Origin of the sequence: Flagellimonas abyssi (genome assembly GCF_019457905.1) — a bacterium.
Lineage (GTDB): Bacteria > Bacteroidota > Bacteroidia > Flavobacteriales > Flavobacteriaceae > Flagellimonas > Flagellimonas abyssi.
Genome location: NZ_JAHZSV010000026.1, coordinates 47,914 through 70,360 on the forward strand (window position 1 = coordinate 47,914; position 22,447 = coordinate 70,360).

Sequence of the window (22,447 nt, forward strand, 5' to 3'; positions counted from 1 at the left end):
GATGAAAAAGTACGAGGTCTATAGAAATATCCGCAAGCAGGCCATGATCATGGGCTTGTCCCTTTCCCTGTTTGCCTTGCAAATGGTATCGGTCATCGGTTCCCTGCTGATTATCATCTTTTCCTTCAGTCTTGGTGTCATCGTTGCCCTGCTGTTGTTCAATGCCCTGTTGTTCGGGGCATTGGCACAGTGGGTTAAAAACCCCCATATACTTGCTATCCAAAAGGTCTTTCCCCGGACCATCAGTAATAAACGTCTAAGCTCCTTCTCTTATGCATAAGATCAACCTCAATGCCCATCATCCCATTCTGGATATCCAGGGAAATACCGTGTTTGCCTCCAATGGCAATGTAGTACTTTGTTACAAGGTGGATCTTCCCGAAGTGTATTCCCTGTCGGAGACCGACTTCGAGGAGATGCACGGCACTTGGTTCCAGGCCTTCAAATCCCTGCCCACGGGTACGGTCATCCATAAACAGGACAACTACCAAAAAGTGGGCTATGATGCCAAACAATTACCCAATAATACCTTTTTGGAAAAGGCCACCCATGATTATTTTAAGGGCAGGGAATACCTAAAACATCTAAGCCATCTGTTCTTTGTACTGCCCTTGGACAAGGCCTTGAATGCGGCCAAGTATGTCAACCCCTTTCGGAAAACGGAAAAAGGCTATTATCGAAAATTGGACGTCCAGGTGGCGGAATTCATCACTGCGGTGAACGATGCCGTTTCCTACATCAACAATGGCCAGAGAGTGTCATTGATGCCCATGGCACCCGCCGGGATTCTTACCCATACAAACGATTATTACAACGGTTTCAACCAAGATTTCGATACGGATATTTTGTTGGACAAAAAACATATCGAGATCGGGGACCATTATTTTGATGCCATAGCCGTCAACAATGAAGGGTGTTTTGGCGGAACGGTCCAGAGCAGTAAGACCAATGAAAAATTCACCTCGGATGACTTTAGCTTTCACCAAGGGTTTATCGATGGGTTAGGATTGGACCTGAACGAGAACCATATCGTCAACCACATCCTCTATCTGGATGACAAACACAAATGGCGCAAGCTCTTGGACAAGAAAGTGGAGGAACTCAGCAAAAGTTCCAATTTTGGTTCCCAGAACAAAGTGGTCCTCAAAAAGGTCCAGCATATCCTGGATCAGATCAATACCGATGATTCGTCACGTATCATCCGTGGCCATCTCAATATCATTTTTTGGCATCCGGAAACCGAACATATCAAACGGATAGGCTCCAAGGTCAAGGCGGAGTTCAAGGAATTGGACATGGTGCCCTATCAGCCCAATGGCGAGGAACGCAAGCACTACTTTTTGAACTCGCATCCCTGCCATACCACCAACTTCTCCAACGAAGATCTGTATGTAACGGATCTCAAACATGCGCTGTGCCTGTACATCAACAATACGAATTACAGATCCGATGATACGGGCATCCTTTTCGGTGACCGCCAGCACAACATTCCTGTCTTTAAGGATGTCTGGGACGAACGGAAAAAACGCATTAAGGCACGGAACTTTGCCATTTTCGCCCCCACCGGGGAGGGGAAATCCTTTTTGGCGAACAACATACTCCGCCAATATTTCGAGGCGGGTGTTCGGCTGGTCATTATCGACCTGGGGGGCTCCTACGCCAAATTTGCCAAGCTGTACCCGGATGACCATATCATCCTGAGGTACGAGCAGGACAAGAACCTGGGCATCAACCCTTTTTTTATTTCGGATGAATCCGACCTTACCCCTGAAAGGCTGGAGGATCTGGCCGTATTCTTATTGGAACTGTTGGCAGAGGGCAATACGATGTCCAAAGGTAGGGAAGTGGCCATGAAAAAGGTGCTGCTCCATTATTACAAAACTGTACGGGAACACCATTCCCTTGCCTCACTGTACCGGTTTGTGGACCATCATAAGGACAATCTGATCCAGGAGCTCCATATCAGGGAGGAGGATTTCAGTGTTTATGGATTTCTGCACATCCTTTCGGAGTATGTGGATAATGGTCTTTACAGCTTCCTGTTCCATGTCGGAGAGGACCAGACCTATACCATCGAGGACAAAAGGATGATCGTCTTTGAACTGGACGAGGTGCGCGACAACAAGGAAATCCTTTCGGTAATGCTCAAGCTCATCAAGTCGGCCATCCAACGGACCATTTGGAGAAACCGTTCGGAGCGGGGCATTATCCTTTTCGATGAGTTTGCCAAGCAGCTGAAATTTGCGAACGTGCTGGAAAGTGTGGAATTCTATTATCAGGCCATCCGGAAGCAGAACGGGGCCATTGGCATCATCCTACAGTCCATCAACCAATTGCCCAATAATTCCACTTCTGCCAGCATTTTGGAGAACACACAGGTGATTTACAGCCTCCGTAACGAAAAGGGCTATGACGAGCTGAAAACCAGATTGAACTTATCGTCCCATGACCTGAATCAACTGCGGTCCATCCGCAACAACCTGAGCGGGGAACGGAAGTACACCGAGATCTTTATCAAGATCGGAAAGGAGAGCAACATCTTCCGCTTGGAGGTGCCACCGGAGGTCTTTGCCGCCTATCTGACGGATGGGACAGAGAGTACACAGATATTGGAACTTTTCGAAAAGACGAACGATATGGAACAAGCCATCACCACATTTATTAACTATAAAGACAAAGCGACATGAAAACAATTAGAAAGCTCACTTTTGGGAAAAAGATACTTACTCTGGGATTTGCCCTAACCTTCACTTTATTTATGCCCGGCCGAGCCACGGCCCAGGGGATGCCGGTGTATGACAATACCAACTTTATCAGTCTGGCCAAACAGCTTGTCGAATCCGCCAAACAGACCTCCCAACTGTTGAAGACCGTGGAGTTTTTACAGCAGCAGAAGGAACGTATCGAACAGGTCAGCAGTGTTCTGCAACAGCTCAATGCAGTTCAGGAACTCATCCAGAACAACCAACAGCTCTTCCATATGGTCCAGAACGACCTACAGGAGATATTGAACTCCCCCTATATCAAACCGGGGGAAATTGACAGGATTACGGATTCCTTCAATGATATCATAGAGCGTTCCATGGAAAGCGTGGATTATGTCAACACCATCCTGTCGAGCGGACTTTTGAAAATGGAGGATGCCGAACGTGCCAAGGTATTGAAGGACCATGAACTCAAATCCAAGGAAATGGTCGCCGAGATTCAGGCCAAGACCCGTCGCTACCGGGAGATCATTTCCTTCAGAAAGATGCAGGACAGGATCAATAATCGTGAAACAAATTATTAGGAAGCTATGTTCTTGGGAATAGGATTGGAATATGTGGATGCGGTCTACCGGACCATCATGGACAGTGATTTTGCCCAGTACACCATTACGGGCATGAAGGCACTGGCCGTCCTGTTTTTTTTGGTGAACATCTTAAAGAAGTACAACGAGGGCATCGCTTCGACCGATGGCCATACCTGGGGGCTGACACCTACGGAACTGGCCAAGAACTTTGCCATGGTGATCTTGGTAATATTCTCCACACAGGTATTGGATGTCTTTGATACCATTTTGGTCTCCATTGAGGCCCAATACAGGGATACGGCCCCGGCGCTCCTCCCGTTACAGCTACAGGATGTGGATCTGGAACGGGATGTGGGCGCACTGGAGGCCGCCAAAAAGGCGTTGGCACTGTTGTACGAGGCCTTGGTGACCCCCTTGTACGGATTGAAGGTGCTGGCCTTTGTCATCGGGATTTTCCTTTGGATGATGGACCTGTTCATCTATCCGCTGTTCCTGGCGGAACGCTTTTTCTTATTGGGCATTATGCGGGCCTTCTTTCCCTTGGTGATCAGCTTGGCCGTGTTCGAAAAGTTCAGGGGACTGGCCTATAATTTCTTTAAGCTTTATGCGGGGGTCTATATGCTTGTACCGGCCTTCTTTTTGGTCAATGTCTTCGTCAATGCCCTGTACACGGAGATCAACACGGATTTTTGGAACAACCTGTTCGGGACGGACTGGGGCAGTGAGTTTTTTGCCCCCCTGATTGAACTGGCTTCCATTGGATTCATCGTGCTGTTGAAGTTCAAACTGTACCGCAAGGCCACCTCCTTTACCTTCAAACTCTTTGGTACCTAAGGGTGCCTAAGGCACATTTATAATTGCATATTATCTGCACTAAAAACTACTACTGAAATGAAAACACCCTATAAAAACATATTCGATGTTCTTAAGCTTAACCGCTTTATCGTGCTGGGCACGATCATCGGGGCCTTACTGACCTGTATGGTGTCGGTGCTGATGGTCATCAAGCTCCACAGGGAAAGTATGGACAATGCCTTTGTGGTCAACGGGGATGGGAGCGTGATTCCATTAAAAATGGTCTCCCAATTGGAAAACCTGGAAGTGGAGGCCAAGGCGCACCTGGAATTGTTCCACCGCTATTTCTATGGAATCGATGCCAGCAATTATGAGAAAAATCTTGAAAAGGCACTGTGGCTGGGCAACAGCTCGGTGGATGCCCTCTACAGACAGAAAAAAGCGGAAGGGGTCTATAACCGTTTGCTTCAATATTCCCTGGTACAGAAAGTACTGAGCATAGAATCCAAGGTGGACCTGCAATCGGAACCCTATAAGTTTGAGACCATCGCTGTATTTGAGATTAACCGGGGATCGGTCACCGATACCTATGAGCTGAAAACTACGGGCAACCTGATCCATGTGGACCGGAACTTTCCGAACAATACCCATGGCCTGTTGATCACCAACTTTTTTGAAAACACTTTAAAAAGAATTGAAAATTATGAAAGTAGAGAAAAATAAGATTGTCTTTGCGGCAGTCATACTTTGCGTGGTCCTGTTCATTGTGGGCTATGCAATGATGGCATTGGGCGGGGACGAAGAGCCAAGTATTGATATCAACCAAATTCCCGTGCCGGAACTGGGGGAGGAGCAGGAGCAGTACAAAACCAAACTGGAGGCCCTGGATGCCATCAAGGAAGAGCGGCAGACCAACGCCCCGAGCATTTATGACGAGGGCCTCTTGGATTCTACGGGTGTATACGACCCGGACCTGATGGAAAAGAAAAAGATGCGGATCATTGACAGTATCTACAACGAAGGGCGCATTGATTACTCGGAAGGAACATACCGGAATCCCAAGACAGGGAAAGTGGCATTGGGCAATACCAAACGGGATACGGCATCAACTTCTAAAAAAGTTGATGACAAAGACCCATCCATTGAAGTGAAGGAATTGGGACTGGAGCACCAGTTGTTCTTTGCTTCAGATCCCATGGAACAGCCCTTGGAGATGAATGGAACCACGAATGCCCAGATCCTGGTCAGGGTGGATGGCACCCAAACGGTACGCCAGCATTATCGGTTACGGATGCGGCTCTTGGAAGATGTTATGATCAATGGAACTGTGATTCCAAGAAACACGGCCATTTACGGATTCGTTAGCTTTAAGCCCAACAGGGCAATGATTGCCATTAATAATATCGACCACAGTCCCGTTAAATTGGCCGCTTACGATTTTCAGGATGGCGGTGAGGGAATTTACGTGGTGAACAGTTTTCGGGCGGAGGCCGGAAAGGAAGTGGTGGGGGATGCCATTGATGGTATCAATATCGGTGGTGTGCCGCAGGTCAGGGGCATCAAATCACTTTTTCAAAGGGACAACCGATTAGTCAAGGTGACCGTCATGGACAATTATCAACTCATATTAAAAGTCCTTAAGGGACAGTAAAACCAATCTTATGAAAACAGTAATTATTATATCGCTATTGGCATTCACCAGTTCATTAAGCGCACAGAAAGTTTTGGATACCATCTACGCCAACGAGCATAAAAATGTGGCCCTGTTCTTTCCAAATCCCATCCGACAGGGCATTGTAGGTTCTTCAAATTTCGTGTTTACCTATAACAGGCAAAAAGAGCAGCACTTTGGATTGTTGCAAGCAAGGCCGGGAGAGGAGAGTAACCTATTGGTGTTGACCAAGGGAGGTAGGGTGTATTCATATATCCTTAAATACCAAAAGGAGCTTAATAAGCTGAATCGCTTCGTGGCCGGTTCTGAAAGCATTGGAACTGAGAAACCACTCGTAATCCCAAAGGAACTGGATAACAGGCAGCTTGACAGTATTACCGAACGTAGGGAATATTTTCAACGTTTTTGCAACTACCTTTTAAAGGCCAAGAACGAGAGATTGGCCACCAAACGAAAAAGGGGAATCAAGCTTCAATTACAGAAAGTGGCATACAATGGGAATGTGACCTATTTGGTAATGGAAGTGTCAAATACATCAACTATAGATTTTGAGGTGGACTATATAAAAGTTTATAGTGTTACCGGGACCAAAAAGAAGAGGGCATCCCAGCAAAAATTGGAGATTATGCCGATACATCGATACAAAATGCCCCCTTCTATCAAGAAGGGAGAATCCAAAAGGTTCGTGTATGTATTGCCCAAGTTCGTATTGGACAAGGGAGAGCATTTGGAAGTGGAATTGCATGAGTTAAGGGGGCACCGAAAGATAGTGCTCATTGACCGTTGATGATCCAATCCATGGCATCGATGTGCCATTTGTTGCCGATTATACATTGATGGTTTCCGGTTATAACGCTTTTGGTAACTTTGTAGGTCCCAAAACCATTAACTAAACCTTGCCTTTGATTTGGAACCAAAAAGAGTACTGATCGTAGAGGACGAGCCCTTGACCTGTCATGCCCTTAAATTGGCATTGGACGATATTTCACAAAAGGACCCTGGCCCAGAATTTGAAGTTGCAATCTACCATACCTATGGTGAAGCCCAAGATTTAATTAGTTCCAACAACATGGTGAATCTTGCTCTATTGGATTTCAGGTTGGGACCCGATACCAGTGCCACAGGGTTCGATCTTGCCAAACTTTTAAGAGCATCGGCTACCAATGCCAAAATAATATTCCTCACGTCCATCAGTGATCGGCACCAGTATTACACCATTTTCAGGGAGATCAACCCAGAAGGCTTTATTATCAAGAGCGAACTGGATTTTAAGGGGATTGAAGGAGCCTTGACCAGGGTAATTTCCGGAGAAACCTATTTCAGTCCATCGATCCAGGATTTTTTGAGAAAGGAAATGTCAATACCGAAGGAGGTCGAGGATGTGGACCGACAGCTTTTGTTCCTGTTGTCCAAAGGGGCCGGTACCCGTGACCTTTCAGAGGAACTCAAAATGTCCCCTTCAGGAATCGAATGGCGAAAACGAAGACTTGCCAGGTTGTTCGGACTTGAAAGCGGACAGACCCTTCCCCTTATCGAAAGCGCCAAGACCAAAGGTCTTCTATAGTGAAACCTTAGTAAAACTAAGGTAAATACCTTAGAAATTCCAAGGAGCCACCGTTGAGTGAAAACGCAAATTTTGATCTACCTTGCCCCCATATTTCAGAACCAAGAACCTCATGGTCTTGGGACTGAAAAGAGCCCAATCTACCAACAAAACCTAACCAAGTATTTATGGTACATGGCTACTTTTTACACCCTAAAGGGAACCTACTTGATTCCGACTTTATTTCCATTTGGTTTAGAAAAAACCGGAACAAACCATTAATCCATATCATATGAACAGAAATCCGATCATGGCACTTATTGCCATAGTATTATGTATGTCCCTCCATGCGCAGGAAGTGGACAACGATTCCATTCTGAAATCCGTAGAGGACTATATCTACCTTGGGGACCTTGACAGAAGGGAATCAAAGCGTGTTTTTACCAAGGTAAAGGAGCTTTCAGAAGCAGGGGATGCAGCGGCTATATGCCTGCTCGGTATCCTGTACAAAGACGGTATTGGGACCCACCTAAGTTTTGATAGAGCCCGGGAGCAGTTCAGGATAGCCCATGAAATGGGCAATGCCAAGGCCAGCTACAGTTTGGGTTACCTATACCTTAAAGGCTTGGGGAACATCTCTCAGGATTATACCAAGGCCGTGGAATGGTTCACCATAAGCGACCACCCCATGGCCAAGCACTGGTTGGCAAAGATGTATTATTTCGGATATGGGGTTCCGAAGGACAGGGCAAGGGCTTTGGACATCTTAAGCAACAACCCCATTTACAATAGTGAGGTACTATTGGGCCAATTGGAAAATTTGGATGTAATAAAGGATTCAACTGCTCAAGAGGAAATAGAGGATGGGGAATTGTTTGAGGCCATGGCCGATGGGCAAAGGGAAATCCTTTCCATTGCACCAACTGAAATGGGAACCATTCCGGAATCCATTACAGGAAATTGGAAAGGCCAATGGGTGGAAATGGACTGGTCGGGGACATGGATGATCCGAAATTTTCCCGCAAGTTTGACCGTTGGGGAGGTTTCTGATGTCTACGGAACCGTGGAAAGCACCATTCAAGTAGGAGAGAGTTCCACGACCAGCGAGGCCATTTGGAGGAACGGAGATCTGACCATTTTTGATGGGCAGGTGACCATCGAGAAGCAATTTACCGACCATCCCGATTATACAACACTCGATTACGGATTAAACTCTATGTCTTTTACCGTGAGGAATTTGGAGGGTACTGATTACCTATTGGGAAGATTGGAATCACAGATTCTGAATTGGTCAGAACCCGGTCCACCGATATTGATGGTACTGACCCGTGAAGGTACCCCGATTTCCGAAGAGGCCCTGGCCGCCTTTGCCGAACAGGGGGACAGCTTTATCAAACTGTACCCGAATCCCTTTATGGATGACCTTCTTATCCATTATGAACTGGAATCCGATGCCCATGTACAGGTAAGGCTCATGGACTATTATGGTGGTGCCAATGTGGAAAACGTGACCAATGGTTTTCTAAGGGCAGGTGAGCATGTCCATACCATTTCCAATGGTTCCCTGAAATCTGGAATCTATGTCGTTCAGGTCCAAGTCAATGACAGATTGTATACAAAATTGGTAATCAAACGATAATCACAAAAAAATGAAGAATCTATACATAACTATATTATTTCTTTCGTTCTTTCTATTAGCGGGGAAAGCAACCTATGCCCAGTACGAACTGCATTATTATGACAAGCAGGCTGCCATCGATGCGGAAAAGGCGGATGTCTCTGGCACTATAATTAAAAAACCAGTGGCCAAGACCGAGGAAAACCCCTTTAATTTTGAAATCACATATAATAACATGCAGGTTTTGCTTGATCTGCAAAGTGCAATTTCCATAGCACAACAAAAAGCGGTGGATGATTGGTTAAAAAAACAGGAGGCCAATTTCACGAAGGAAATCAATAGGCAATTAGGAACGAACCACACAGATTTTGGAACTGCTCAGAAGGCTTTCTTCAAGAATTTTGAAAAGAATTTTAGAAGGGTCGAAACACGCGCAAGATCGGTAGCGTATAGCCATACAAAGAAGGCCAATGGTTTCGACGAGGAACAAGAACAGTATACTTTTGAGCTAAACCTTCTTGATGAATGGGACCAAGTAAAGGGAACTTGTGGATCATACGTAGAACACCGAATAGACTGTTACTTATTTGATATCAATGTCAGAGGGTTCAATTTGGGCCGAGCTAGTGGAGCCCAGCTCACAAATGTTAAAAATCAGGCCACCAAGGATTTTGCTGATCCGGAATATAATTCGGCATTAAACCGTTCTTGGGCACAGGGCTTGATTAAAATAATTAACAATGGGAGTTTGGTCAGTACTATGGCCGGCAAGCATTATTCTTATTATAGACAAAAAGGACTTCAGGACAGGATATTTCTGATGACCGCCTACTTGACCCAGTACAATAACCGTAATTCAGGAGTTATGTCGGTTCCGATTTCAAGATATAACCTTCCGCAGTTCTGGGAATCCACGACACTTTTGAACTTAGGTAAAAAGAATGCCCCAAGCTTACCGCTTGATGCCCTGGTCTTCAATGACGCCTATGTTACAGATGTCCTGAACAAGCAAGCCCAAGGGGTTGGTCCTTACCCTGGAAAATCACCAGGCCAGGTGGCGGCAATGTTCAACGATATCAAAGAGAGGGTAATCGAGGAGCACAAGGATGAGTTTTACACCGAGAGCGAGGCGGGACTGACCTATAAATTGGACAAATTAACGGATGGGTTTCTACCCTCCAATGGTTCGGGTAAATTGGGAGGTTTGGATGCACTGTCCTACAATACCTATGTTTTGGATGGAAGGGGACCTAATAGATTTTACCATCTCAATAATGGCGGTTGGGTTTATCGTTCCAGTTCCCCAAGAAAGGGGATAAACGGGGGGAATTCTTTTTCAGAGCCGAGCCTAAACGATGATGGTTACTACTATTACATTTATAACAAGGAACTTGATGGGTGGCACGAGCTCCTGATGCCTGCTAGTGGTTACAGCACAACCAGTGACCCTTACTTGGCCCAGGTATTCTGGAAGGGCATGAAAGGCGTTGCTAGGTACGCCCTTCCATTTGAGGATGTTGTGATTCTTGTCAATGGAGAGGATTTTGATGGGAATGAGGTCAGCCGAGTGGAAGCAGGTGCTTGGTTGATAATTGGTTCAGTACCTGGTGGAAAAATACTGAAACCAGTGGCAAAGATTACAAAAGCCGGACTGAAAATATCTGCAAAAATGGTCAAAGTTGGAAGTAAGACCGTAAAACTATCATTCAAAACGGTAAATGGTCTTGTTGAATTTGGAGGCAAATCAAGGTTCCGTGAAATTGTCGGTGCAATATCAGGTGAAGAAGCGCACCATATTATTCCTTGGGCTTGGCGCGAAAACAAGGTTGTGCAAAAAGCAGCAGAATGGGGATTTCACATGAACGATAAAATCAATGGGATAGCACTAAAAAAATACTTTCAGGGAATAGGTGGTGTCCATGCCAACCACCCTGCCTATAGTGATTATGTGCTAAGGAGATTAAATCTTTGGGCCAAACAAAACGCTAGTTTTACAGGAAAGGATGCGGTTTATTTTCTGGAAAAAGAGTTAATCCCAGAATTGTTGGAGCTGATTGAACGAGCAGAAAAGTCTGGTTTAAATTTGAATGATTATTTTAAAAACTTATAGTATTTTGGTTTTTATGAAATACTCAAAATTTAGTCATTCAACAGAAATATCACAAATTGGGATTTTTCCACAGTGTGAGTTAAGCCGCAATGTCAACCCTAGGGCTCCAGATGGGATATATAATGTTCCTTACAACGAGTTTCCTGATTTCATACCAAGAGTTGAATTCGATTTGGCCCCTAAAGCTAAATGGACGGATATAATGACATCGGGGGCATTGAGCCACGGATATATCGTAAGCGAAAGAGTTAAAGAAATATTCGAAAAGCACAACTTGCCATCCCATGCATTCTACCCAGCAAAAATCCATTCAGGAGATTTATCGAAGGATTATTACTGGTTTCATTTCTTCAATAATGATTTCTGGAATTGGGTTGATAGAGAGAAATCTGAATTGTACTTGCGGAGTATTTTTCCTGAAGAACGGGATGATATTATCATGGAGGCCAATTTAAAAAAGGATAATGAAGGGTTTATGGAGATGGCACGAAATAAACCAAGTTTAACTGATTACTATTGGGAAAAATTGGTTTTCAATGAAAGTTTTCCAGACCTCGATATTTTTACGACTTTATCTCCCAGCATGCATGATGTTATTAGTAATCGACTTTTAACTGGCTTAGAAGATGTAGGTATAACTGGATATGAGGTTAAGGATTTCTGTATAGAGGAAAGTAATTTAAGGCTTTGAAATTGACTGCAAAAGGAAGTTTATCCGAATTTTGATAATCAGAATACCGTTGGAATTTGAAGAGGACTTTATTCGAAAATTCATGAAAAATTGGGTCTCCCAAGTATTCTTGTAAAACATTCAATAATATAACTTAATGATTAACAATGCATAGGAATATAGGGTTTAATAAAATTTAAATTTCTTTGTTTTCATTTGTGTTAATTTAAAACCATTTGGGATATTTGCAGCCGTGAAAGACTCAAGTTTCACACGAAGATGTCCTATAGGATGTCCTATTTTGGAATACAGAACATAAACATCTGGTTTATATGGGGTTATGGTCAAGGGTTCAAGCTCTGCCACCCCGACAATTACGGTGTCAATAGACACCAAAATATAGCTAATCTTATGAAAATCAAGGATTTTCATTTTTCTTAAAATCATAAGATTGGCTTTAATATCAATTCAAAGGTTACCTATTCGGTTACCTGATTTATTACCGGAATTTTCACTACATTGGTAATTCAATAGACTTGACTTTCGCAGCGATTTGACTTTCGTAAACAAATCGATTATTCACTTAAAGCGAGAGTTTATGCAGACTTCCAAGACTTTTACCATTCATTTTTGGCTGAGTATGGCCAAAGCAAAAGATGATTTTGCACCTATTTATGCCCGTATCACGGTCGATGGAAAACGTGCCGAGATCAGTTTAAAACGATCCACATCGGTTACCTATTGGGATACCCGTTCCAAAAGGTCAACACTAAGGACTTCCGACGGCAAGGCACTCAATGTTTACCTTGACCAAGTGTATTCCGATTTGTTGGCTTGCCACAAACAGCTTCTGGGCGAATCCAAATATGTTACCGCCCAGGCCATCAAGGCCCGGTATCTCGGAGAAGATGAACAGCACAAAACGCTGCTTCAACTGGTTTCCTACCATAATAAGAATATGGTTTCGGTACTCAAGCCCGGCACCTTGAAAAATTACTTCACTACGGAACGCTATATCAAACGGTATTTGAAGCACAAACTAAAGACCAACGATGTTTTCCTTAAACAATTATCCTATAAATTCATCATTGACTTTGAACAGTTCCTTCGTAATGGAAAATCCATAAACCGCTCCCAGCCCCTAAAGAACAATGGGGTTATGAAACATTTGGAACGCTTGAAAAAGATGATGAACCTTGCCCTTCGGTTGGAGTGGATCGAAAAAGACCCCTTTGTGAGGTTCTCGCTAAAGTTCACAAAACACCAGCGAGCATTTCTGTCCCAATCGGAACTTGAAGTTCTGGAATCCGGTCAGCTTTCAAATGGACTTACTATATTTGACTGGACATTAAGTTGAGGGAATAACAGTTACATAATTTACCTTTGAATTATGTCAAAACACAAAAGAAATTACACAACAGACTTTAAGAAAAAAGCTGTAGAATTAAGTTATGCTAGAGGCAGTATAGCCCAAGTATGCAGAGAATTGGATATTCCTTCCTCTGTACTGAGTCGCTGGCGAAGAGAATTTAGTGAATATGGTAAAAATAGTTTTCCAGGACGCGGTAAGCCAAAATTAACAGAAGAACAACGGGAGATTGCCAACTTGAAGAAACAATTAAAAGATATGCAATTAGAACGTGATATCTTAAAAAAGGCGATCAGCATCTTCTCCGAGAGCGACAGGAAAAATTTAGGTTCATAAAACATCATAAGTTTAAATTTCCAGTTGAGAAGATGTGCAGTATATTAGGAGTAAGTAAAAGCGGGTATTATAATTGGTTGAAATCAGGCCCATCCAAGCGATGGTTAGAAAACGAAGCTGTATCCCTAGAAATACATGATATTTTTCAAGATAGTTTTGAGAGTTACGGAGCTCCAAGAATTAGAATTGAATTGTTAAAACGAGGTTATCGTATTTCCAGACCTAGAGTCGCTAGACTGATGAGAGCTAACAAATTATTTGCAAGAAGAAGACGTAAATTTATAGTCACTACAGATGCAAATCATAACTATCCTATAGCCCCTAATATTTTGAATCAAAATTTTTTAGTTAATAGAGAAAATCAAGTTTGGGTCTCGGACATTACTTATATACAAACTGGTCAAGGCTGGATGTATTTGACTGTCATTATAGACCTGTTTCATAGAAAAGTTGTAGGATGGTCAATGAGCCAAACATTAAGTACTAGTGATACTATCATTCCTGCTTTCAATATGGCTGTAGCATCAAATACTATTACTGAAGAACTTATATTCCATTCTGATAGAGGAACTCAATACGCTAGTTATAAATTTACCAATATCTTAAAAAGCTATAAGGGACTTATAAAACAATCTATGAGCAGGAAAGGAAACTGCTGGGATAATGCAGTAGCTGAAAGTTTCTTTAAAAGCTTAAAGGTAGAATGGGTATATAAACACAATTACTGGCTTAGGTCAGATGCTGAGTTATCTATATTTCAATGGATAGAAACTTGGTATAACAGAAGAAGAATACACTCTTCTTTAGGGTATAAATCTATAGAAGAGTTTAAAATAGAAATGTTTAATCAAAAAGTAGCTGCATGACTCTTATCTAATTGTCCACTTTTTTATTGCAAGTCCAAACGTTTTTTTGAAATTATCAAAAACCCGACTAAAAGCGTAAGCCGTGGACATAATCTTGATTTTGATACAAGGGTTACAACTGGGGAAAAGGAAATCCCAAAGATAAGGGCGGACGTTTTCTTTCGGTTGAAGCAAGGCGAGTTTATCACTTATGCAGATGGAAAGGATAAAAAGGTGCAGTTTAGATTGTCCAAAATTCAACGGCAACTTCCTGAAGAATCCAAGCAATTTTCTCAGGCAGATTTAGCGGCTAATTTTGAGCGGGTTTATGATGAAGCGAAGTCGATATTTGAATAAATAATTTAAATATCATAGTATTTATTTTAGTTTTATGCCTAAAAAACATATATTGCTCTAATAAATACTAAAGCTATGGTTGCGGAATGCATTGATAAATTATTATCGATTGAAGAATATTCTTTTTCCCTTGATGAACTGATGGAACAGACCACCAAAAGCAAAAATGCAATTTGGCAGGAACTGGCGCATCTGATTGAAAAAAACAAAGTCCTCAACTTAAGAAAGGGTTTTTATCTTATACTCACCCCCAGATATTCCAGTTTTGGAAAACTTCCCATTGACCTGTATATCGAGAAACTTTTTGAGTATTTGGGGCGTAATTATTATTTGGGGTTTTACAGCGCGGCAAAAGTATATGGTGCAAGCCATCAACAAATCCAGCGCGATTATGTAATGACATCAACTCCCAAACTTTTGGATATTAAAAAATCGGCTATTGATATCCGTTTTTTGACTACCTCTGCTTGGCCGGAAAAAAATATACTTCCCAAAAAATCGGATGCCGGAACTTATCATATTTCCAGTCCGGCTTTGACCTTGGCAGATTTGATACATTATCAAAATAAATTAGGGGGGCTTAATCGAATGCTATCTACCATTGAAGAATTGTTGGAAGAAGTTACACAAAAAGACCTTGAAGATTTATTGAGTTGGTATGGCAATAAGGCAACACTTCAGCGACTGGGATTTTTATTGGATCAAATAGATCAAGAGAACCGTTTTTCAAATTTGATTTTTCAACATTTGGAAAAACAAAAAATACATCCGGTTTTATTAAAGCCAACTATACAACAACGACCAGGTTCGGTAGATAATAAATGGAAAGTGGATGTCAACCTAAGATTAGAAACTGACCTATGATTTCAAAACCCTATATAGCACAATGGCGGGAATATGCACCTTGGAAAGAATTTGCACAGGTTGAACAGGATTTGATTATTAGCCGCGCATTGGTAGCAATTTTTTCAGATGATTTTCTAAGGGAAAAGCTTGCGTTCCGGGGCGGCACCGCTTTGCATAAACTGTATCTGAACCCTGCACCCAGATATTCCGAGGATATCGATCTTGTTCAAATTAAGGAAGGTCCTATAAAACCTATTATGAAGCGTATAGGTGAAGTGATCACGTTTTTTGAAGAAGATAGGCGCACACAGGTGCGCGGACACGGAGCAAAAGTACTGTACCGTTTTACATCGGAATATGAAAATGAGCGTCGCCGGCTCAAGTTAGAGATCAACTGCAAAGAACATTTTAAGGTGCTAAAGTGGATGGAATTCCCTTTTGATATGGTCAATCCCTGGTTTTCGGGAAGGGCGGATATTAAAACATATAAAATCAATGAACTTTTAGGAACAAAACTAAGGGCACTATATCAGCGCAGTAAAGGACGGGATCTTTTTGATCTGGATTATTCCAGGCGAAATATGAAACTCGATATTGATGAAATTATCAAGTGCTTTAAGGTTTATATGGAATTTTCCGTTGGCAAAGTTCCTTCTCAAAAAGAGTTCCTTCAAAATATAGAAGCCAAGGAAAACGATGCAGCTTTTGAGGGCGATATGGAAGGTTTGTTACGGCCGGAAGTCAAATACGATCAAAAAGCGGCTTTCCGATGGTTGAAAGAAATGGTTATTTCAAGAATGTGATTAAATATAAAAAAGCCGTTTTTTCCTCACACCTTGCGGAGCAAGAAAGAATTTTTCGAGGGCTTTTCAGTTCCTCGTAACAAAGGACTGATGCGAATTTTCAAGGATTTGGAACTGGTGGAACAATTGGGCTCTGGAATCCCTCTTATGTTGAACACTATGGCAAAGAGAGCTTTGGCTTTTCAGATAACTTCCTTAGAATGACTTTTACGGCTAAAGAAACTACTGTAGAAGAAGGTGATCAGATAGGTGGTTTAATCTCTTAGGGTTTAATTCCCCGCTGCTTGCAGCGTAAGTAATATATTTGCTTATGTCAGATAGCAAATATATACACAAATCGCATAATGTTTCGGTGTTGCTTTATCATTTTGTATATCCTGCAAAATATCGTAGAGTAGTTTTTGATAAGAATGTTGATCAGACGTTGGTGAAAATATGTATGGATATAGAAAAGCGCTATGAGGTTCATTTTTTAGAGATTGGAACAGACAAAGATCACGTTCATTTTTTGCTTCAGTCTGTTCCGATGAAAAGTCCGACTCAAATTGTTAAGATTTTGAAGAGCATCACTGCAAGAGAGATTTTTCAAAGACATCCCGAGGTTAAGAAAGTTTTATGGGGAGGAGCTTTTTGGTCGAGTGGATATTTTGTGAACACGGTAAGTAAATTTAGAGATGAAAGTACCATATCCAAATATGTTCGTGCTCAAGGAATGGAAAAAGATTATGATGTGTTACACAAGGTAAAACAATTGACACTGTTCTGATTTTTTTCCGATACCTCGTATGCTTGCATCGAGGTAGTTCATTGGGTGGTCTAAAAGGTGGTCAAAATGATACCACAATTGACGATATTAATTGACTCATAGAAAAAAAGGAAGTTTTAATTGCTTCAGATAATCGAATAAGCCGTTCAGGAATTGCCGAGGTTTTACAAATAAACGAATCTGCGATTCAGAAGCATCTAAACAATTTGAAGGATGCCAGTTTGATAGAGCGTATAGGTGGCACAAGAGGTTATTGAAATAAAATTATCAAAAATGAAAAATATATGAAAGATTTTAGAATATTAGTATTGATTTGTACAATTGTGCTAATGGGTTGCAATACAGACAAATCAAACTCAAAAGTAGAAAATCCAGAATTCACTGCTACCGAAAAGAAATCTGACACACTTACCAAACACTTGAAGCCCTTCAAATCGGAATTGCCCACAATCGGGCTTTTGATGTATAACGGTGTTTTACAAAGTGAAGTCATCGCAACATCTGATGTTTTTACAAAACCTACGGAAGATGGAAGGCAACTTTTTAACGTCGTTACCATAGCAGAAACCGAAAATCCAATTACCACGGAAGAAGGAATGCGATTTGTTCCTGATTACACATTCGATGATTGCCCAAAGCTAACAGCCCTTTTCGTTCCGAGTGCTTACGATATGTATGCACAAGTCCACAATGAGAAAATCGTAAATTTTATTAAGGAAAAAAATAAGGAAACAGAATATACCGTGAGCAATTGCGCTGGTGCACAATTAATTGGAAAATCTGGGATTGCAGACGGTCATAAAATTGTAACGTGGATTGGTGGTGGCGAACAGTTGCAAAAGGACTACCCGAACTTGAAAGTTCAGAACGATAGTTTAGTAACGTATATTAAAGACGGTAAGTTCCTTTCTTCAAACGGGAATTTAGCAAGCTACATTCCTGCATTGGAATTGGTCGAAATAATGGCAAGTACTGAGCATAGAAAGTTTGTTGAAAGTTACTTGTACCTCGATAGACTTCAAAACTGGAAGGAATAATGTTAGTATTTAAACAGTAGTTTTAAAACGGTGCTTTATCCTTTGAACCTCTTGCGGTAGCCAGCCATTTGCCGTCCCGTTTGACCAGTTTAAAAACACCAGGCGTTTTATCATAAGCTGTGGTATATTTTACCCAAGCCACGTCGCCCATTATCGTGTCCTGTAACACCTTAAAATCTGAGTCCTTCTTTTTGGTCGCATTGAACATATTTATGATGTTCATATAATTGGCATAGCCTTCCGGTGTGGAATTCGCCTTTAAAGTTTCTTCGTCTTTTTCATAAAAGCTTTCAATAACAATTTGGGCTGTGGTGCTTGGTCCCGAGATTTTAGTTTCGGAATCAGCACAAGATAGAAACAGTAATGCGAGCGAGAAAACAACAATTTTTTTCATAACAGTATTAATTTGGGTTATTAATATATCTATGTGATAGTTTCAGTTCAATATTACGTTCACCATCTTTTTCGTGTAGTTCCAAAATTGCTCTGCGATCATTGGACAATGAAAACTTTGGCAGTACATATACAAACCGTACCGTTTCATTTTCTGTGATTTTAGAAGGCAGATTATGTTTAAAAATCGGTTCTTGATACAGTCGCTGTAACGATTTCTTTTTCCCCTTCTGTCTTGTTTCAACCGAGAGTTTTAAGAAATTTAAATCATAATCCAACGTAGAATTATTCTTAATCTGGATGACAAAGTAAAGTTCTTCCGTATCAAAAACAATGTTCTCAACGCTCAAAACTATACCTTCGGTTCGCTTTTTAATCCTACCTACACGCTGCTTTCTTTCAAGAAGATAGGAACTGAATTTCTGGTAATAATAATTCCTGTTATCAACATTGCTTTCAGCAGTAACAACCGAAATAGAATCATTCAATATTGGTCTTTCATTCCCGATACTACTTGACTTCGGAATAAAATAATTGAATTTTGATAGCTGCGTTTTATATCTTACAATATACGAAAAAATCGCACCATCTCTATTGACTATCAGAAGATTGCTTTCTTTCCCAGGTTTGGCTTGAAGCAAGCCAAAATACTGCTCTTTTTCACGGTTGTAGGTAAATACAAAATTATCTGAACCGGTTATGCCTTGGCGAATAGGTTCTGGAAAAAACAACGCTACATTTTTGGTGTCGTTGGCATAAATAGTATCGAGTGCGTTTGTTGTTTGCGCTTTTGTGAAAGCGGAAATTAACACCGTCAGTATTAGAGTAAATGTTCTCATAGTTTAGGTTTTAGAATTAATCTATAATTATTTAATACCATAACTTTTACATTACGGTTGCTTCGTCTTAGCACCTTTGTAATACCACCTACTTGCGGAACAGTAGGTATGTTGATGTCGCCAATAATATCGTCCAGGACTTCGGTGGTCGCTTCTGCCCGAAAATTGTTTTGCACATAAATACCTTCACTACCATCAGATAAATCAAAAGCTTTGAGTTTGGTAGGATGATGCTTTATGTTTTCAATTTCAATTAAAGCCCGATTAGTCTGAAAGCTTATAAATCCAAAGACAGGTGTGTTCTTAGACATTTTTTTACCATTGATGGTAGCCGCTTTAGTCAAGCGCATTCGCAATCTGGTATTTGCTTTTACAACTTGGTCGCCATCTACTACCACGTAAATAGTTTCATCTGTATTCCCTATGGTTGAAATTTCATTGGGTTTGGGGGAAGCAGCAAAAAACAATTGATGTTCCAAGCCCAATTCTTTCGCTTCAATTTTTTGTTCTCTTTTTACTTCAGCAGAATCAATTTTTGAAACTACTTTGCGAACAGTTCTTTTCTGTCCCAAATTTTGGTATCGCTTTTCTGAATACTGAATCTTGCTTACCTCATAGATGCTATCTACGATACGTTCTTTTTCGCGTTCCGGTAAATCTGGGTCATAAAATCCCAAGGAATCAATTAGTTTTTCATCGTATATGCTTGGCGCATTATTTTCCCTAACTTTTTTCAAGTCGTTAATTGCATCCAGTTTGGAATCGTACTCTTTTTGGTCCTCTTCCAAATCTGGCACTAAGGTCTGTTTAAGGTTTTCAGTTTCACTTTTATCATCGCCCATTACCATTACAGAATAGGAAATCAGGAATATGAAAATCACGGCCAATACCGCTGCAAATACTATCTTGTTTTTTTCTACTTTCATAAGAGTGAGTTTTTAAGTGCCGATTATCGGCTTTCAACTTTCATCGTTCAGTTTTTTTAAAGTGTTCTCGAAATAGTTGGTAATCAATAATCCGTGCGGATTGTTCGGGAAGTTTCGGTCAACCATAATCAAGTTTCCGGTGGAAACCAATTCATAGGTGTCGATGATTGAACCTCTATTGATTTCAAAAATCGTTGTCGTCGTAAAACTGTTAGCGCCATCATTTTCAGATATTCTTGAATCGATGCTCAATACTTTTTGAACCAATGAATATTGAAGCAACCTGTTGTAAACACCATCAGCCTTTTTCTGGCGGTAGAGATTGTCCACGGAACTATTGCCCAACCACAACGCCTTTTCCAAGTTGCGTTCGTAATTGCTGGCATCGATGTTATAGAAGTAGTTATGGAACAGATCCAAATGTGCTAAAGCTTCAACCCGAAAATTTTCCTTTTGGGTCACGAGCTTCAGCGGAATGATACTGCCATCTGTATTAATGGCAAAGGCACTATTGAGCGCTTTTTGATTGGTGTTGAATACCATCCAAACTGAAAATGTGCTGGAAAGCAACGCACAGACAACAACCGCCAAAACGATAAATCGATTCAGTTTTAGGACGTTGTAAATATTCTTATATGGTGTTTTCATATTTTTGTTTTTAACCTGCCTTATGCAGTAAATAGTCTGAGAGTGAATGACGTGGCACGCTTATACAGTTTGAATTTCAAGAAAACGATAAATCCAACCGAACCTAACTGAACAACAGGCGCAAAAAAGCCTTGACCTGTATCGGTTCCAAAAAGGTTGACCCAAAAATTGGTGTTGATTTCCGTATAAATGGAATTGATAAATACATTGACCAAAAAGAACGCTGGCACGAGCATATACACGGCTGCATATAATTTGAAGAACGTGTAAGCGAGCGAACGGAACTTTTCAAATACGGCAAGACTAATAACCAGAGGAAAAAATGCTTGCATTATGCCTAAAAGGAAGAATCGTTCTGCCAAGAATAGCGGATAGATGAATAGATCCAGTATCCAAAGTATGGTGCTCAGTATGAAAGCCAATATCTTAAAACCGTACAATGGTGTAACCAAGGCTTCATATAATAGTGTCATTGCGGAACTCGCGGCATCAAAGAGACTTACATCTTCCTCTAAAGGAATATCCTGCATTTGCAAAGGCAATAATGCTGGTGCTGTACCTCGATATTGCCCTTCAATAGCGACTAAAATGCCATCGAAAAAGCCTAAGACCTGTGTTGAGAAAATGACCAAAATGACGATGGCAAAATTCTTGACCAGTTCACCAGGACTCAATCCCCAAGTGTAACCGTCCTTATCTGCAACGCCTTCGTTGTACTTTTTAAGAATGTTGACCAAAAAGAACAGAACAGCGAGCGTCTTCATTCCGGCAATGGTGTATTGCGAAAAGTCGCTGGCCTGTATGGTCTGGAAGACGGTATCGATATATTCCAGCCCGATTCCTAAGAGAATGGTCGCGGTCATTTTTAGTATTCAGTTTCTCGGTTATTGACTTTATCCTGCATTTTTCTGAAGGAAATAATGTCGCGATAGCGTTTTGTTTTTGTTGTGATGGTGGAAACCATTTGTTTTGATTCCAGCTCTTTTGCCTTTAGAATTTCAGCACGTTCCGCATCGCTCATTTTTAGGTAATCGCTGGATAAGATTTCATCAATAAAATCTACCGTGTCCAAAGAGTTTTGAACTATGGCATCGAACGATTCCACGACCCTGCTAACTTCATCTGGTTTGATGTAGGACGAGTTAAGAATATCCTGTAAATCATTTTGCATTACGTTGATAAGGCGCTGATTGTTTTGTCCAATTTCCTGAACCGCTCTGAGTTGTTGTACCACGCTTGATACTTTCTCAATGCTCTCTTTTGCATCTTTTAAGAATTTTACAGACTTAATCATCTGAGCTGTCTGTTTACCCGATTCTATCAGTTGTTTTACCAAGCTGATAAAATTGGTATTGTCATAAGTGGGCATTCCCTGACACGCAGCGCGTGCGGGCAATAAAAAGATGAATGCCGTTGCGATAATTAAGATTTTTGTCTTCATAATATTATGTTTTAGATGTGAATTGAATTATTGCTTTTTGCATATCCTGATGCTCGTTGTAGAGCTTCATTATTTCCTCATTTTCCTGTCCATCGGTCAAGTAAGCTGCATAGACTTGCTTCGGAACTTCAAGCCGGAAGA

The 22,447-nt window shown here is 41.3% G+C and carries 25 protein-coding genes and 2 pseudogenes; 20 read left to right on the forward strand and 7 right to left on the reverse strand.

Annotation, left to right across the window (positions count from 1 at the left end; genetic code table 11):
• The first annotated feature begins 1 nt into the window (after position 1).
• The 11 genes from K1F36_RS15445 to K1F36_RS15495 all read left to right on the forward strand — a co-directional run bounded on the left by K1F36_RS15445 (position 2) and on the right by K1F36_RS15495 (position 11,721).
• Entirely contained in the window at positions 2-280 is a 279-nt protein-coding gene (locus K1F36_RS15445) for a hypothetical protein (protein WP_220114655.1), read from the forward strand.
• Entirely contained in the window at positions 273-2,687 is a 2,415-nt protein-coding gene (locus K1F36_RS15450; protein ID WP_220114656.1) for a TraG family conjugative transposon ATPase, read from the forward strand. Before K1F36_RS15445 ends, K1F36_RS15450 begins: the two co-directional genes overlap by 8 nt.
• Positions 2,684-3,289 carry a TrbJ/VirB5 family protein gene (locus K1F36_RS15455; RefSeq protein WP_014033853.1) on the forward strand — a complete coding sequence of 202 codons (606 nt, stop codon included), beginning with the start codon at positions 2,684-2,686 and terminating at the stop codon, positions 3,287-3,289. The genes K1F36_RS15450 and K1F36_RS15455 overlap by 4 nt, the downstream gene beginning before the upstream one ends.
• A gap of 6 nt (positions 3,290-3,295) precedes the next feature.
• Complete coding sequence (locus tag K1F36_RS15460; protein ID WP_220114657.1) at positions 3,296-4,126, forward strand: hypothetical protein; 831 nt, start codon at positions 3,296-3,298, stop codon at positions 4,124-4,126.
• Positions 4,127-4,183: 57 nt separating this feature from the next.
• Positions 4,184-4,810, forward strand: a complete 627-nt coding sequence (locus K1F36_RS15465; protein ID WP_220114658.1) for a conjugal transfer protein TraK — start codon at positions 4,184-4,186, stop codon at positions 4,808-4,810.
• A complete protein-coding gene (gene traM / locus K1F36_RS15470; protein WP_220114659.1) occupies positions 4,791-5,738 on the forward strand; it encodes a conjugative transposon protein TraM in 948 nt (315 codons plus the stop codon). The genes K1F36_RS15465 and traM (K1F36_RS15470) overlap by 20 nt, the downstream gene beginning before the upstream one ends.
• Positions 5,739-5,748: 10 nt before the next feature.
• Positions 5,749-6,546 (forward strand): DUF4138 domain-containing protein, encoded by a 798-nt coding sequence (locus tag K1F36_RS15475; RefSeq protein ID WP_220114660.1) that lies wholly within the window; start codon positions 5,749-5,751, stop codon positions 6,544-6,546.
• Positions 6,547-6,666: 120 nt separating this feature from the next.
• On the forward strand, positions 6,667-7,323 hold the full coding sequence (locus tag K1F36_RS15480) for a response regulator (RefSeq protein WP_220114661.1): 657 nt from the start codon (positions 6,667-6,669) through the stop codon (positions 7,321-7,323).
• Between the two features lie 271 nt (positions 7,324-7,594).
• Positions 7,595-8,941, forward strand: a complete 1,347-nt coding sequence (locus K1F36_RS15485) for a T9SS type A sorting domain-containing protein (RefSeq protein WP_220114662.1) — start codon at positions 7,595-7,597, stop codon at positions 8,939-8,941.
• A gap of 10 nt (positions 8,942-8,951) precedes the next feature.
• Positions 8,952-11,030: an AHH domain-containing protein gene (locus K1F36_RS15490; RefSeq protein WP_220114663.1), complete on the forward strand. Its 2,079-nt coding sequence runs from the start codon at positions 8,952-8,954 to the stop codon at positions 11,028-11,030.
• Positions 11,008-11,721 carry an imm11 family protein gene (locus K1F36_RS15495; protein WP_014033861.1) on the forward strand — a complete coding sequence of 238 codons (714 nt, stop codon included), beginning with the start codon at positions 11,008-11,010 and terminating at the stop codon, positions 11,719-11,721. Before K1F36_RS15490 ends, K1F36_RS15495 begins: the two co-directional genes overlap by 23 nt.
• Positions 11,722-11,886: 165 nt before the next feature.
• On the opposite strand, the gene K1F36_RS15500 is transcribed toward K1F36_RS15495, so the two are convergent.
• A complete protein-coding gene (locus tag K1F36_RS15500; protein WP_220114664.1) occupies positions 11,887-12,147 on the reverse strand; it encodes a hypothetical protein in 261 nt (86 codons plus the stop codon).
• Positions 12,148-12,298: 151 nt separating this feature from the next.
• Between K1F36_RS15500 and K1F36_RS15505 the strand changes: the two genes are divergently transcribed.
• The 9 genes and pseudogenes from K1F36_RS15505 to K1F36_RS15540 all read left to right on the forward strand — a co-directional run bounded on the left by K1F36_RS15505 (position 12,299) and on the right by K1F36_RS15540 (position 18,059).
• Entirely contained in the window at positions 12,299-13,057 is a 759-nt protein-coding gene (locus K1F36_RS15505) for a phage integrase SAM-like domain and Arm DNA-binding domain-containing protein (RefSeq protein WP_258539108.1), read from the forward strand.
• 33 nt (positions 13,058-13,090) lie between these two features.
• A protein-coding gene (locus K1F36_RS15510) for an IS3 family transposase (RefSeq protein WP_220114665.1) occupies positions 13,091-14,271 on the forward strand; the annotation gives its coding sequence in 2 pieces (ribosomal slippage) (positions 13,091-13,346 and positions 13,346-14,271; 1,182 coding nt in all).
• A gap of 36 nt (positions 14,272-14,307) precedes the next feature.
• A pseudogene (locus tag K1F36_RS20220) lies at positions 14,308-14,607 on the forward strand (type IV secretory system conjugative DNA transfer family protein); the annotation flags it as partial.
• Positions 14,608-14,682: 75 nt separating this feature from the next.
• Positions 14,683-15,471, forward strand: a complete 789-nt coding sequence (locus K1F36_RS15515) for a type IV toxin-antitoxin system AbiEi family antitoxin domain-containing protein (protein WP_128766705.1) — start codon at positions 14,683-14,685, stop codon at positions 15,469-15,471.
• A complete protein-coding gene (locus tag K1F36_RS15520) occupies positions 15,468-16,256 on the forward strand; it encodes a nucleotidyl transferase AbiEii/AbiGii toxin family protein (protein WP_128766704.1) in 789 nt (262 codons plus the stop codon). The genes K1F36_RS15515 and K1F36_RS15520 overlap by 4 nt, the downstream gene beginning before the upstream one ends.
• 39 nt (positions 16,257-16,295) lie before the next feature.
• Positions 16,296-16,504: pseudogene (locus K1F36_RS15525) on the forward strand (transcriptional regulator); the annotation flags it as partial.
• Between the two features lie 62 nt (positions 16,505-16,566).
• Complete coding sequence (gene tnpA / locus K1F36_RS15530) at positions 16,567-17,022, forward strand: IS200/IS605 family transposase (protein ID WP_128766703.1); 456 nt, start codon at positions 16,567-16,569, stop codon at positions 17,020-17,022.
• A 152-nt stretch (positions 17,023-17,174) separates the two neighbouring features.
• Positions 17,175-17,279, forward strand: coding sequence for a hypothetical protein (locus K1F36_RS20415; protein ID WP_373056472.1), 105 nt, complete (start codon positions 17,175-17,177; stop codon positions 17,277-17,279).
• 27 nt (positions 17,280-17,306) lie between these two features.
• Positions 17,307-18,059: a DJ-1/PfpI family protein gene (locus tag K1F36_RS15540; RefSeq protein ID WP_128766702.1), complete on the forward strand. Its 753-nt coding sequence runs from the start codon at positions 17,307-17,309 to the stop codon at positions 18,057-18,059.
• Positions 18,060-18,081: 22 nt separating this feature from the next.
• Here the strand turns inward: K1F36_RS15540 and K1F36_RS15545 are convergent, their stop codons facing one another.
• The 6 genes from K1F36_RS15545 to K1F36_RS15570 are packed head-to-tail and all read right to left on the reverse strand — an operon-like array spanning position 18,082 to position 22,306.
• Positions 18,082-18,453 carry a hypothetical protein gene (locus K1F36_RS15545; protein WP_128766701.1) on the reverse strand — a complete coding sequence of 124 codons (372 nt, stop codon included), beginning with the start codon at positions 18,451-18,453 and terminating at the stop codon, positions 18,082-18,084.
• A 7-nt stretch (positions 18,454-18,460) separates the two neighbouring features.
• Entirely contained in the window at positions 18,461-19,291 is an 831-nt protein-coding gene (locus K1F36_RS15550; RefSeq protein WP_128766700.1) for a DUF4138 domain-containing protein, read from the reverse strand.
• Positions 19,288-20,217 carry a conjugative transposon protein TraM gene (traM, locus tag K1F36_RS15555; protein WP_128766699.1) on the reverse strand — a complete coding sequence of 310 codons (930 nt, stop codon included), beginning with the start codon at positions 20,215-20,217 and terminating at the stop codon, positions 19,288-19,290. The genes K1F36_RS15550 and traM (K1F36_RS15555) overlap by 4 nt, the downstream gene beginning before the upstream one ends.
• A 33-nt stretch (positions 20,218-20,250) precedes the next feature.
• Positions 20,251-20,865, reverse strand: a complete 615-nt coding sequence (locus K1F36_RS15560) for a conjugal transfer protein TraK (RefSeq protein ID WP_128766698.1) — start codon at positions 20,863-20,865, stop codon at positions 20,251-20,253.
• A 20-nt stretch (positions 20,866-20,885) separates the two neighbouring features.
• A complete protein-coding gene (locus K1F36_RS15565; RefSeq protein WP_128766697.1) occupies positions 20,886-21,728 on the reverse strand; it encodes a hypothetical protein in 843 nt (280 codons plus the stop codon).
• A 2-nt stretch (positions 21,729-21,730) separates the two neighbouring features.
• Complete coding sequence (locus K1F36_RS15570; RefSeq protein ID WP_128766696.1) at positions 21,731-22,306, reverse strand: conjugal transfer protein; 576 nt, start codon at positions 22,304-22,306, stop codon at positions 21,731-21,733.
• Positions 22,307-22,447 lie beyond the last annotated feature (141 nt).